General features: G+C 59.2%; 11 protein-coding genes and 1 pseudogene. 1 reads left to right on the top strand and 11 read right to left on the bottom strand.

The annotated features are described in order from the left end of the window. Positions 1-14 precede the first annotated feature (14 nt). The 3 genes from NKI25_RS26825 to NKI25_RS26815 form a co-directional block, all read right to left on the bottom strand. Positions 15-1,283, bottom strand: coding sequence for a DegT/DnrJ/EryC1/StrS family aminotransferase (locus tag NKI25_RS26825; RefSeq protein WP_352529065.1), 1,269 nt, complete (start codon positions 1,281-1,283; stop codon positions 15-17). A gap of 465 nt (positions 1,284-1,748) precedes the next feature. Then, positions 1,749-2,348 carry a transposase gene (locus NKI25_RS26820; protein WP_352529067.1) on the bottom strand — a complete coding sequence of 200 codons (600 nt, stop codon included), beginning with the start codon at positions 2,346-2,348 and terminating at the stop codon, positions 1,749-1,751. After that, positions 2,297-2,677 (bottom strand): hypothetical protein, encoded by a 381-nt coding sequence (locus tag NKI25_RS26815; RefSeq protein WP_352529069.1) that lies wholly within the window; start codon positions 2,675-2,677, stop codon positions 2,297-2,299. Before NKI25_RS26815 ends, NKI25_RS26820 begins: the two co-directional genes overlap by 52 nt. A 521-nt stretch (positions 2,678-3,198) precedes the next feature. Here NKI25_RS26815 and NKI25_RS26810 point away from each other — a divergent pair. After that, complete coding sequence (locus tag NKI25_RS26810) at positions 3,199-4,056, top strand: sulfotransferase domain-containing protein (protein ID WP_352529071.1); 858 nt, start codon at positions 3,199-3,201, stop codon at positions 4,054-4,056. 502 nt (positions 4,057-4,558) lie between these two features. Here NKI25_RS26810 and NKI25_RS26805 read toward each other — a convergent pair. The 8 genes and pseudogenes from NKI25_RS26805 to NKI25_RS26770 form a co-directional block, all read right to left on the bottom strand. Continuing rightward, positions 4,559-4,932, bottom strand: a pseudogene (locus NKI25_RS26805) (IS630 transposase-related protein); the annotation flags it as partial. Between the two features lie 626 nt (positions 4,933-5,558). Next, the gene (locus NKI25_RS26800) at positions 5,559-6,269 is read right to left on the bottom strand and encodes an HAD-IA family hydrolase (RefSeq protein WP_352530963.1); all 711 of its coding nucleotides are present in this window, start codon (positions 6,267-6,269) and stop codon (positions 5,559-5,561) included. Next, the gene (locus tag NKI25_RS26795; RefSeq protein WP_352625356.1) at positions 6,266-7,075 is read right to left on the bottom strand and encodes a phosphodiesterase; all 810 of its coding nucleotides are present in this window, start codon (positions 7,073-7,075) and stop codon (positions 6,266-6,268) included. The genes NKI25_RS26800 and NKI25_RS26795 overlap by 4 nt, the downstream gene beginning before the upstream one ends. A 60-nt stretch (positions 7,076-7,135) precedes the next feature. Next, positions 7,136-8,392 (bottom strand): ABC transporter substrate-binding protein, encoded by a 1,257-nt coding sequence (locus tag NKI25_RS26790; RefSeq protein ID WP_352530967.1) that lies wholly within the window; start codon positions 8,390-8,392, stop codon positions 7,136-7,138. Positions 8,393-8,432: 40 nt separating this feature from the next. Further along, positions 8,433-9,266 (bottom strand): carbohydrate ABC transporter permease, encoded by an 834-nt coding sequence (locus NKI25_RS26785; RefSeq protein WP_352827785.1) that lies wholly within the window; start codon positions 9,264-9,266, stop codon positions 8,433-8,435. 2 nt (positions 9,267-9,268) lie between these two features. Beyond that, complete coding sequence (locus NKI25_RS26780; protein ID WP_352530969.1) at positions 9,269-10,219, bottom strand: carbohydrate ABC transporter permease; 951 nt, start codon at positions 10,217-10,219, stop codon at positions 9,269-9,271. A gap of 1 nt (position 10,220) precedes the next feature. Then, positions 10,221-11,369, bottom strand: a complete 1,149-nt coding sequence (locus NKI25_RS26775) for an ABC transporter ATP-binding protein (RefSeq protein ID WP_352827781.1) — start codon at positions 11,367-11,369, stop codon at positions 10,221-10,223. Positions 11,370-11,443: 74 nt separating this feature from the next. Continuing rightward, on the bottom strand, positions 11,444-12,274 hold the full coding sequence (locus NKI25_RS26770; RefSeq protein ID WP_352530973.1) for a MurR/RpiR family transcriptional regulator: 831 nt from the start codon (positions 12,272-12,274) through the stop codon (positions 11,444-11,446). Between the last annotated feature and the right edge of the window lie 119 nt (positions 12,275-12,393).

Raw genomic sequence — 12,393 nt, 5'->3', positions numbered from 1 at the left:
GCCAAACACACGATCTAAGGGAATTTTGAGGTTAGATTTGGAAGCGCTGCCCAGACCTTTTGAAATGCGGCTGCGTACAATTTCATCACTTCTGCGCCGTTTGGCGGAGCGATCTCCGACACGCAAAACATAGTGTTCAGTAGCATCATCGTGTTTGGGAAATCGGTCCTTGACCATCTTTTGCTGACATCCGGGAGATAGTCAAAAACGGGCTTCGTTAGCCAAACCATGACCGGAACTCCCTCGGCTTGAAGGAGCTTAACGATGAAATCCCTGGCCGAAGGGCCAGCTAGAAAACCGAGCTTTTCCGGCTCAAGACGCAGCGGGAGACTAAGCATTGATTGTTGATCAACTGCTGGATCGAAAAGAGGCAGAAGCCCTGAGAGATGGCCAATTTCCTGCCAGAGGAACATTGCGTTGCTTCGCCTCTTTTTGAGCTGCCGGTCTAGGCGCTTGAGCCTGTGATTGGCTATAGCAGCAGAGAATACGTTGGGTCGGTAATTGTAGCCTTTCGAACTCGGGGAGAAAATTCTAGCTCCACATCGCGACGAGCTTGTCAGCGAAACCTTATCGACATGGTGAATCAGAGCAGGGTCCCTTGTCAGAACAAACCCAAGCTCACCCGCTCCGAGGTGTTTGGCCCCATTTCCTGAAAGAGCAAGTGCGTCGGTCTCTAAGTAAGATCCATTGACAATGTTTTTCGCAACGCCAATCGATTGACAAACATCGTCAATAATGGCCACGTCACTCGCTCGCGCAGCCAGCCTAAGATCCGGAACCAAAATGTTATTTCCGAACAGATGAGTTATGAGCACCACCGCGTCGCCGGGCTCGATGAGAGCGGCCGCCATCTTCTGATCAACTCCCGCAAGGTTTGGCTCTACATCGACAAACACCGGCTCGAGTCCGCTGATCGCGATGGGGCCGACGGCTCCTGGCCAGTTCAAAGCCGAGGTGACAGCTCGGCGGCCTCGATTCCGGTAGTAGTCGAGGGCCACGTGAATAGCGGCTGTGCCGCTTCCAACAGCGCGCACAGACCAGTTGCCCGACCACTCCGCTAGGCGCTTTTCGAGCTCAGTGACAATAGGGTGATTAACTCGATGATATTTGCCGCTTTTGACAACACTGGCGAGCGCCTTCAGATGCTTGCGTTTGGCGGCTGGCCAAGGGACAACTCGCCCGGCCGGCACTGTAGGAATCCCTCCGAAGAGGGCGAGAGAAGTGTCGTTCTGGTGAATGCGCGTTGCATTTGCTTCCGAGACTAAGCTTCCATGCTTGTTCATATAGTCCTCCAGACGCCAACCTCATCGTGGTGTCGGCCATCGGCCACTCGCGAATGCAGAGCCGAACCAACCCACCTTTCGATCGCTTTTACGCGTCCGAGCGGAGGCTCGGCCCACGGCGGAACGCTCAAGAGCTGAGAGTTCGCCCCTGAGAGGAAAACCGGGTGCCGTGACACCCTCGGCACGTTGAGTTCAGAAAGGCGGCTTCAAACTCGTGACCGGCGTTTGTGTGGTGAGAATTATCCTCACAAGGATCCGTATCAGATCTGACATGCTGTCTGCTTTCCTTCATTTCATCCGTTGCGTTTCGCACCACAGGAAGCTATTCGGCAGCTTCCCTTGCTTTGTACCCGGGCAGCTCAAAACTCGTGCCACCTTGACTGGCTCTGTCTCAAAGTTGGTACTCTCGGCGAAGTCAGCACTTTGGGCTCGACTGGTGGAGAGGGCCGTTGATTTTCTGGGTATTCAACCGACCCGAGGGGTATTGCCGCTCTCGTCCGGCGACCCCGTGAGGCCGGCGTAGCGCGCCACGGCGCGGCGGTCGCGCAGCTTGCGCGACAGCATCTCGTTGACCAGCATGTCGGCGGTCTCGACGCCGACGCCGATGATCCGCGCGAGCAGGCGAATCATCGCGTGCGGGCCGTTCGCCGCAGCCGGAGCCGCCGCCAGCCGGCGCAGGCGCTCCTGTTCGATGGCGCGGATCTGCGCACGCACGAGGTTGAGCCGCTCAAGGAAGCGGTAGAGCTCGGCGCGGGTGTTGTCCGGCAGCGGCGTTCCCTCCGCCGTTCGGATGCTCTCCAGCCTGTCCGCCGCCTGGCGCAGGCTCAGCCGGAAGCTGCGGACGCCGAAGCGGGCGAGGATCGCCTTGATGCGGTTGATGAGCCGCGTCTGCTCGCCGACCAGGGTCCCCCGCTCGCGGTTCGGCCGCCGCGCGTCCTCCTCTTCGAGTGTCGGGATTGCCGCCATGGAGCAATGGCGCTTCTCGCCACGCAGCCAGCCGAGAAAAGCGCGCATCAAAAGCTCGGTGTCGAGACGATCGGTCTTGGCGCGCTGGTGCTCGCGCACACCGGAACGCTTGAGGGATGGATGGCATAGGCCTCGATGCCGTGCGCCCGCAACCAGCGCGCCAGCCAGAAGCCGTCGCCGGCCGCCTCGTAGGCGACGGCGATCCGCTGGACCGTGTGCCCAGCCCGGCCGGCTTCGTCGCGCCAGCGCTGCAGTAGCTTCAACAGTGCTGGCGCGACGGCATCGATCTTCTTGAGGGGCTGGCGCTTGAGACCTGGAATAAGCGCGGCGACGAGCCACTTCGCCTTGCTCATTTCGATGACGGCGATGATCGTGTTATCCTGTTCAAGAGCGGTAAGGGAGCGGCTCGTGTCAAAAGATTGCGACATGGGACGCCTCCTTCTGATGGTGGTTGAAACAGCGAAGGATGCCACACCCTCGCCGCTCCCCCCATAGCATCTACTCGGCGGGCAAGATTCACCGATTGCTTGCTTTCTCCTGGAAAGAAGTTCACGGTCCGATCCAAGACAGAGGCAGGACAATGAAAAGCCGGCTAGATCCCTAGTGAACGCGGAAGTGTCGTCGGTAATTAGCTCATCGGCAGCTTTCGTAGGCGTCTTCGGGCGACTCTGAGTTTTGACATGACGTATGATTGTCTCTCAGCGACGATCGCCAAGCGGGGCGAGCCAACGGCGTGCCGATCTCCTTCGCTCTCAGTTATCGGAATACCAGCGCAGCGAGCTGGCCAGAATCGTCGCACATGGCCGACGCTCTCAATAATTCCGTCACTCATGGGCGGCGACAACAGGGCGCGACTGCCTGGGGCCAAGCTGGCAGTCTCCGAATGTATCCACAGTCCGCATTTGCTACCTTGATTGCTTAACACCTTGCAAAAGTGAGAAGATACGCAATGGTCCACCCGCTTCCAGAAGAGCTGCGCGTTATCGCGGGTCAAAATTTTCCGCTTTACCCCTGCTCAAATGAAGCTTGGTCAATTAAGCCGACGGGCGGCGCCACAAGCGCGCGGGTTATGATTTGTTCCATTCCGAAGGCGGGCACCCACCTATATGCCCGTCTGCTAACCATGCTCGGGCTTGAACAGTCCGATGTGTTCTTTAATAAAGAATATCTGGGAGACTTCCGCTTTGTGGATGTCGAGAGAGCTCGGTTCACTCATTCTGAAAACATCCTGTGGATACCGATCGAGATATCATCTCGCTTTATTCAGCCCGGTCAGTTTGGCTATGGGCATCTGCCGTGCGACATGGGCATTCGCCATTGTTTGGCGGATTTCAAAGTCATCTTCCTTTCGCGTGAAATGCGTGCGGCAATTGTGTCGCAGATGCGATATGTCGGGAACAGCGACTGGTGCCCGCCTGGGAGGGCTGAGATCAAGTGGCGCCATGAGCCGAACGGGCCCGAGAAAATGCTGAAGTACTTTGATGAGATTGCGCCTTTCATTTTCAACGAACGCTGTCACCCGTTGGTGCCGTGGGCAGATGAGGAGGATGTTCTTGGATTGACCTATGAGCAGATCATAGGTGACCAAGGGCACGAAGTTCAGCTCGAGACCATTCGCAAAATTGCTGAGTTTTGCGAGATCCAGTCACCGCAGAAGCCGGAGCTGATCTTGAACCAACTTATTGGAGAGCAGACCTTTACCTTCTCCGGCAGGCGAACTTCGTGGGAGGCTTGCTGGAGTCCGGAGATTGAGGCGCGGTTTACCGCGCTCGGTGGGTCAAGACTCAACGAGCGATTCGGATTTTGATCTGGAAATGGCCGACGAAAATGGAAACCCCTTTCCTTGGGAGAACCATGGTGGCCTGTTGCTGCTGGCCCGGCTAATTGATGATCTTTATCGACGATTGCCGGAACGATCACCGCGCACCTACGCTGCGGCTCGATCGCGTCGCTCACCCTTTACGAGCCTCGACTAAACGACGCGACTGCGCATACTCTCTGCGGCGTGGACCCGGATGGGCGGCGGGCATGGAAGCCTGGCTTGATAGCTCAGTGCCGCCGGTCGGCGCGAGCAACACAAGGACACGCACGAAAGGCTTTGGACCCTGGCTGGCTTAAGAATGTTGAGGCGTCGCATCACTCCAACAGGATTAATTGAAAGGCGTTCATCGGCGTCAGACGCCGACCGCAGTGCGACGGTTTTGGCTAGCCGGGATGAATTTAGGTTGGCGCATAGCCGGCCTCGATGAAGTAAGTTCTGCATTCGGTTGAAGTGCCGGTGCCGGGGATATGTCCAATGGCATCGCAGACGGCCTCGACCGTTCGCTTGGCAGCTTTGCGCCTTTGTGACTGAGCTTGTCGGCGTGGACGAACTCCCACACCGAGCGGTAATCGACCTTCAAGCCGCGCTCGCCAAATTCGGCCACCAGTCCACGCAGCGTAAAATCGGCGGCTCGGCAGCGCACCAGCAGCCAGTCCCGATGCGGGCCAGCAATCTTCTTCGGCCTGTGCCCACCCATTTTGCCCGGCGCAAGACTGTTCGTCTCGCGAACCGGCTCACCCATCTGACCACGGTGCTGATACCAACCTCATAGCGCGCCGAGGCTTGCCGTCGTGACAGCCCGTCCTGCTCAACCGATGCAACAACCCGTTCGCGAAGATCCATCGAGTAAGGTTTGCCCATCCATGCTGACCTCCTTGCCCAGCAAGAAGGTTGAATCAGATTTGCGCGTCTAAGGGAATCTCCCGCCGATTCAGCCTCAATTCATTTCGCTCTAGTCGCAGTGGTCGCCACCGGCTTTGGCATTTGGGCGAGGCATTTGCTAATGTCGGCCTCCTGGCCCACGTTAGGGAGCGGCTATAAGATCGCTTCGAGTTCATGTCGTTGCTGGTCGCGATCCCTGGGGTCTCACGATCGACATCTCGCCACGCGTCCACATGGGTGGTGCGCTCCTGGTAGGCGGCATCGCGGCGACGCACTACACCGGTATGCCCGCATTCGAGACCGCTGGCTGCTCGTTTGGGATGTGCCGCTCGTGGCCGCCTCGCTCATTCTTACTTACCAGGCTTGTCCGGCGGTGGCGAACGGGGATCTGGATATTTCCTCCCCTCCCCTACGCTAACCTTCAGATCTGCGTTGCCGCGATGCTCACATGGCGCGTCAAAAACATTGCTCGGGAATAATAGATATGGTCCAGCCTCATCCTGTCGCGCTTATTAGCCGTTCCGGGGTGCAATGAGCGTCGAAAGGTGGACGTTCGTGGAGGCCGAGTGTGTTCCCTAGCCACGAAGGCGTTGCAGCACATGCTACTACCGGGTCCCTTCTGCGATCTTTGAACGCGGCTGAACCTCGCTCGTCATCAGCAATACGCCAAGTTCTTCAGCTGATCGCGCGACGACAGCAGCGCCGGCTGAGAGCAATCGTTGACCGTGGTCCTCGAAACAGTGGCCGCCCGCTGTGAAACCGATCACCGTCATCCCAGCGGCCACACCGGCTCCGACGCCGGCAATGCTGTCCTCCACCACGACGCAGCGCGCCGGCTCAGTGTCCATTTGAGCCGCAGCGAACAGGAACAGGTCCGGTGCAGGCTTGCCCGCCTTTACCATGACGGAGCTGAACACGTACGGATGCAAGTGCGGCCAAAGCTCCGTCAGTTCAAGCCCCAGTCGCAGCTTGTCGGGGGCGCTGCTTGAGGCGACGCAGCGAGGTAACGACAACTGATGCAGGAGCCGGTCAATACCGCTGATGGCTTGCAGTTCCGTCCGGTAGCTTTCCTTGATCCGGGATTGCACGATGGTGTCGAAGTCGCTGGGGAGAGGGCGGCCCCAGTCTTCTTCGATCATCTTCCGCATGGTGGCTGAGGACAGGCCGGTAAAGCGCAGAACCACATCAGAATACGACGTGGGATAGCCGATGCGGGTAAGTTCCTCGGCATCAATGCGACTTGCCAGCGTCTCGCTGTCGATCAGAACGCCGTCGCAATCGAAGATGACCAGTTCATAAGGGTTCTGTTGTTTCATTGCACGTCCTTCGGAACCGGGCCCGCAACGGAGACCTCAACCACATGTCGGTCGTTGACTTCGAAACGGTGCACAAGGACGCTATCATCGTCGATCAGTGCGACGTCGAAAGCCGGGGCGTCCTCGACAAAATCCGCATCCCTGCGCGCTAAGTGTGGTATGATCTGATGTGCAACCCCACGGCTTGCGCTGAACGGAATGCCGCTCCAGGTGCCGCTGACATCGACGTGCACATGACCATGGAAGACGTGCCGCACATTGCCGGCCCCCACCATCGCCCGCATAGTCTGGCGCCAGTTCTCCGTATTCCAAGGCTCAAAGTGCGGCAGGCCGATCGGCTGTAGCGGATGATGGGCGAAGAGGTACGCCGGCGCCTGCGGCCTCTCGGTGAGCCGCTCTAACAGCCATTCCAGTCGTCCCTCGTTCAGCGCGCCATGCCCAAGACCCTCCACCAGGGTGTCGAGGAAGATGAGGCGCCCGACCGAGGTGTCATGGACTGACTGGACAAAACCGTTCCTATCGCGCGGCTCGCCGGGGAAAGCGCGTAAGAAGTTTTGACGACTGTCGTGGTTGCCGAGCAGAAGCCGGATGGGTACGCGCATCTCCTGAAGCAATTCGCGTAACAGTTCGTAGGAAGCGAAGTCTCCCTCGTCGGTGAGGTCGCCGGTCACCACGCAAAGCTCGGCATCGGCGTGATCGCGGTTGATGCGCTCGATGGTCTTGCGCATTCGCTCGGCCGGATCGAAGCCAAAGAGCATAGCGCCGGCCGGCACAAGGTGGAGATCAGTCAAGTGGATCAGTTTCATTGGTAAATCCGCGAAAAAGGGAGAGACGCCGCACGGCGTGCAGCGTCCCGGACGAGACGATCAGTTGGTTTTCGGCAGGAGTGCGCGAACCTGGGACGCCATGTCTGCGAGGGCGGCCTCCGGTTCCTTGGATCCAAGCGCGATGGCCGTCATTTCGTCGCGTAGGACCTCGCCAATCTGAACACCGTTGTCACCGGGCCAAGAGAACCACGGGCGGGCGCGGGGCGTCTGGAGCACGCTGGTGTACCAATTCGGATGCTTGTCGTAGAACGCGCCGAGATGATCCTTGTCGAGGGCAAGCGTGTTCGTCGGCATATATCCGGTATTAGGTACGACAATGCTCTGGCCTTCAGGACCAGTCGCGAACTTGACGTACTCCCAGGCGGCGGCGCGCTTGGCGGGATCGTCGGTGAGGATTACTGCGACCATGCCGCCCGTCGGCATCGTCGCATCTTCAACGCCTAGCGGCTGCTTGGCGGTGCGGAGCTTGAACCGGCCTCCAACATCAGCTTCAAAGCCACTCACACTGCCGGCAGAGGCGAATAAGAAACCAAGTTTGCCGGAAGTGAAGAGCTGCTGGGCAGCGCGCGAGTCGATCGTCGGCTGAGCACCAGCGGTATGGAATCTCTTGAACAGCTTGACTGCGGCCTGGCCGGCAGGACCGTCAAAAGCGATGTCGCTTTGCTTGTCGTTCATCATCCGTCCGCCGAAGCTGCGCACCAGGTTCTGCGTGGTCCAGTCGTCCGAGCCAAGTTGGTAATACATGCCGGACGTTCCATTGCCGAGCGCTCCAATTTTGCCGGCAAGTTCGACGAAGCTATCCCAGTCGCCTGGGATCTTGTCAGGATCGCCACCCGCCTTCTTCACGAGATCGGCATTGTAGTAAACAACCGGCGTCGACATGGCGAACGGAAGACCGTAGAGATGGCCGTCGATTGTTGCGAGAGAAAGGACCTGATCCGTGTAGCCTTTCTCGGCTAGGTGATCCGCGGCAGCGAGATCGTCGATGGGCTTCACGAGCCCACGCGCCACGAGCGGACGCAACACATTGAAGCCGACGTAGTGGACGTCCGGCAACTCGCCCGCCATGCTCTGGCGGATCAACGTTTGGACAGCCTCATCATAACTCGGCGCGGCGACGCGGAAGTTGATCTTGATGTCCGGGTGGTCCTTCATGAAGCGATCGGCAATCGGCTTATGGATTACTTCGTGTTCGGGCCAGGCGTAATAGACATCGAGTTTTGTGTCGGCTTGCGCCGGCATGGCTGCCAGCGCGGCAGTGATGCCGGCGGCGAGGATCATTGCAAGGGTTTTCACATTGCTCTCCTGAGGTTCGAGACGAGGTTTGGAAACGGAGCTAGTGTCGGCCAAGCACCAGGCCCCGGATGAAGTGTTTCTGCATGAGAAGGAAAAGAGCGACTAAGGGCGCGGTCACGAGAACGCCCCCGGCCATAAGCGCACCGACATTACCGGCGCCTTCGCCCGCCTGCCGGAAATAGGCAATTCCAAGGGAAGGCGTCATCATGTCGGGAGTGGTGATCACCACCAGTGGCCAATAGAGATCGTTCCAATGGGCCACGACAGAGAAGATCGAGAAGGAAGCGACGGCCGGCCATGCTGCAGGCAGCATGATCCGCCGGGCGATCGAGAGCTCGCTGAAACCGTCCAGCCGCGCCGCGTCGAGCACCTCGTCGGGAAAAGTCACGAAGAACTGCCGGAACAGGAAGATGGCAAATACCGAAATGATCCAGGGCAGAACCAGCGCGGCATAGCTGTCGAGCAGCCCGGATTTCGCCAGCGCTATGTAGATCGGGATCGTTGGTATCTGCACCGGCACTAGAAGACCGAGAAGGACGGCCGCAAGCAGAATTGGGCGGCCGGGGAAGGATAGCTTGGCCAGCGCATAGCCACACGGGATGGCGATCGCGACCTGCAACACAAGAATTGTCAGGCACACGACAAAGCCATTTCCCATGAACCGAAGAAGCGGAATTGCCGAAAGCGCGGTGCTGTAATTGTCAATCGCGCCGTTAAGGGTCGGGGTTGGCAGCAGGCTGCCGTCGAAAATCTCGCTCTGTGGAGTCATAGAGGCAAGGATCATCCACACAAAAGGGAAGACCATTATGATCGCGCCGGTCACAAGCACGGCATGCAAGGCAATGCGGGATGCGGAAGATTGCGCCAGGATCATCATCATCGACCTCCACTTGCTTTCCAGCGCGCCCGGCGCTCGGAGACGTGCATCTGGACGAGCGACAGGAAAGTCACGAAGACGAAGAAAGACACGGAGATCGCTGACGCATACCCCACCCGGAAAAAGCGGAAGCCCTCTTCATAGAATGTGTAGAGAATGACGGAGGTGGACTTCATCGGGCCGCCCTGTGTGAGGACTGCAACCGTTTCGAAGACCGAAAAGGCGCGGATGATTGTCATTACGGTGACGAACAGCGTCACCGGCGCCAGCATCGGCCAAGTCACCAGCAGGAAGCGCTTCAGCCCCGTGTCCGCTCCGTCGATCGCCGCGGCTTCGTAGAGCTCCTCCGGAATGGTTGAAAGACCGGCCGCGAAAAGTATCATGTTGAAGCCGACCAGCTGCCAGACGCCGATCGCCGAGAGCGCATACATGGCCGTCGAGGGATCGGACAGGAAGCTGACCGGCGATGCGCCCAAAAGCTGCAGCAATGAGTTGGCGAAGCCGAGACTTGGATGCAGGATCGCTTCCCACGCGGTTGCGAGAGCGACCAGGGTCGCGGCCACCGGTAGGAAGTAGGCGGTGCGATAGACGATGGCAAATCGTGACCGAGCGATCAAGAGAGCAACCAGCAGGCCCCACGCGATTGATGTCGGCACGACCACAACCACATAGAGCGCGGTGTTGCGCAGACTCTGAGCAAAGCCTGGGTCCGTCAGCATGCGCGTATAGTTCGCAAGCCCGATGAACCGGACACCGGCCAAACCAAGCGAAGCATCTGTAAAAGACAGAAAGAAAACTAGAACGGTGGGAGCGATGACAAGAGCGGCAAGCAGCAGCGTCGCGGGTGTGGCCAGGATCATTCCGGCTTGTGCCTGGGCGCGAGCAGGGCGGTAGCCGCCTGAAATGTTCTGAGCCAAGCGACCGATCGGATTGTCGTCGACCACGGCCATATCAGGCTACCCTGCTGTGATCGCGACTCTGGCGCGAGCCGTCCCAAGGAAAGAACCATGCCTTTTCCGAGTCGATGGTCAGTCCCAAGTTGTCGCCGCCACGCAGTGATTGTGCTCGCTCGGCCGAAATCCGGGCGACGAACTCAGCGCCTGCCCCGGCATGGACAAAGACGTGAGCGTCCATCCCTGCATGCTCGATGCGCGTGACGCAAACCGGCAGGGCGCCCGGTCGGTCCCTGTCGACGAGGGATGCATGCTCCGGCCGAAAGGCCAGCGTTCCGGCCTGTCCGGATCCGAGCGCATCGCGAATGATGATCCTACTGCTGTCGATGATGAGCGCGCCGCCGACAGGGGCGGCCACCTCGACCTCGTTCAGGAATGGCTGGGCCAGGAACCGGGCAACATCGAGATCGACGGGTTCGCGATAAAGATCGGCAGGGGCTGCAACTTGGCGCAGCTCGCCGCCAAAAATGACGGCGACACGGTCGGAAAGTGCTGCCGCCTCGGCCTGGTCATGGGTAACGAAGATAGTCGTCGTTTGCATTTCCTTGTGGAGCCGCGCGATTTCGCCACGCGTATGAATGCGCAACGCTGCGTCCAGATTTGCCAAGGGTTCATCCATCAGGAAGATCTTCGGCTTGCGCACCATAGCGCGTCCCAAAGCCACGCGCTGGCGCTGTCCACCCGAAAGCTCCGCCGGCCGGCGGTCGAGCAGCGCATCGAGCTTGAGCAGCGCCGATGTTTGACGGACCCGCTCCTCGATCGAGCGATTGCGTTGGCCGGCCCCTGGCAGCAGGCCGCCAATCACCGGAAGCCGTTCCAAGCTGGTCAGCTCGCGCATGACCAGCGGGGCTGCGATGTTGTCGTACACACTTAGATGCGGATAAAGGGCGTAGCTCTGGAACACGAAGGCCAGGTCGCGGTCCTTCGGCGCCACGGTATCCAGCGCCCTGCCCCCTGCACGCACGTGGCCCTGATCCGCCCGCTCCAGCCCTGCTATTATGCGAAGAAGCGTGGACTTGCCGCAGCCGGAGGGCCCGAGCAGTGTCACAAATTCCCCGGCAGCAATCCTTAGACAGACGCCGCGAAGCACATCAGTCGCGCCATACCGCTTGCCGACATTGTCAATGTGGAGATCCAACGCAGCCATTCCGAGTTCCCTTTCGGTTGGCGACAGGGCTTAATGGAGCTTTATTTCATTTTCATGACATACGGAGTTTAATTTCATTTCGCAACCGATTTCTCCATCGCCTTTCCCAGTGCCAGCATCAGGCTTTCGATCACGAAGATCTTGCCGATCATCGGGGTCAGCGTGCCGCCGATCGGATGGTCGTCAAGGCCGGAGGCCTGCAAGATGAAGTCCGCTGACTTGCCGAGCGGGCTACGGGCGCGGTTGGTGATGGCGACGGTCAGTGCCCCCGCGGAGCGGGCGCCCTTGAGGAACTGAACGGTATCAATTGTCAGGCCGGAGATCGAAAGGCCGATCGCCACGCATCCGGGACTGAGTCCGTTGGCCACTTCGTGAGCCATGTTTGAGTTTCTGAACGCCAGCGCCGTAAGCCCAACTCGCAAGAGCCGATAGGCGAGCAGTTCTCCCGTCACGCCCGACATTCCTGCTCCGTAAAGATCTATCCTTCTGCTCGCCGCAATCACTTCTGCGAGCTTCTCGAGGGCCTCGAGATCGGCATTGCTGTGTGCGATCCCTAGATTCCGAGCCATCGTGTCGTGCAAGGTTTGCAGGGCGGCGTTGGGCTGCTGCGCGGCGGTGGATGGAGGCCTGGGGCGGCCAATCTCTGCCGCCAGCGCCAGCTTGAAATCGCGAAAGCCGGAAAAGCCGATCTGGCGGCAAAGCCTCAAAATGCTGGCTTCCCCACTACCCGCGAATTCGCCTAGTTCCCCGACCGAGTGGTGCAACACTTTCTCAGGATTTTCCAGGATGTATTTGGCGATCCGAGCGAGCGCATTCGGCAGATGATCGATGTCTTCCTGCAAGCCAGATAAGATGCTCTCGCGCTCTGCCGCTGTCGCGGCGGGTGAGTTAATGCTCATCGTCATGATACCCATACCTTATGAAGCCGCAGAAAAGAGAGCCAGATGCCATCGACCCGTCCGACGATTGGCTTCCGAAGCGCGCGCGACCAGGGGCCGACTTCGAGATTGGGAGAACAGGACTA

Origin of the sequence: Mesorhizobium sp. M0808 (genome assembly GCF_040320025.1) — a bacterium.
Classification (GTDB): Bacteria; Pseudomonadota; Alphaproteobacteria; order Rhizobiales; family Rhizobiaceae; genus Mesorhizobium.
This window is presented reverse-complemented; position numbering and strand designations above follow the sequence as displayed.

Coding starts and splice junctions, on each gene's coding strand:
- NKI25_RS26825 (WP_352529065.1), bottom strand. CDS start 1,283: ATGAACAAGCATGGAAGCTTAGTCTCGGAAGCAAATGCAACGCGCATT.
- NKI25_RS26815 (WP_352529069.1), bottom strand. CDS start 2,677: ATGTCGCAATCTTTTGACACGAGCCGCTCCCTTACCGCTCTTGAACAG.
- NKI25_RS26810 (WP_352529071.1), top strand. CDS start 3,199: ATGGTCCACCCGCTTCCAGAAGAGCTGCGCGTTATCGCGGGTCAAAAT.
- NKI25_RS26800 (WP_352530963.1), bottom strand. CDS start 6,269: ATGAAACAACAGAACCCTTATGAACTGGTCATCTTCGATTGCGACGGC.
- NKI25_RS26795 (WP_352625356.1), bottom strand. CDS start 7,075: ATGAAACTGATCCACTTGACTGATCTCCACCTTGTGCCGGCCGGCGCT.
- NKI25_RS26785 (WP_352827785.1), bottom strand. CDS start 9,266: ATGATCCTGGCGCAATCTTCCGCATCCCGCATTGCCTTGCATGCCGTG.
- NKI25_RS26780 (WP_352530969.1), bottom strand. CDS start 10,219: ATGGCCGTGGTCGACGACAATCCGATCGGTCGCTTGGCTCAGAACATT.
- NKI25_RS26775 (WP_352827781.1), bottom strand. CDS start 11,369: ATGGCTGCGTTGGATCTCCACATTGACAATGTCGGCAAGCGGTATGGC.
- NKI25_RS26770 (WP_352530973.1), bottom strand. CDS start 12,274: ATGACGATGAGCATTAACTCACCCGCCGCGACAGCGGCAGAGCGCGAG.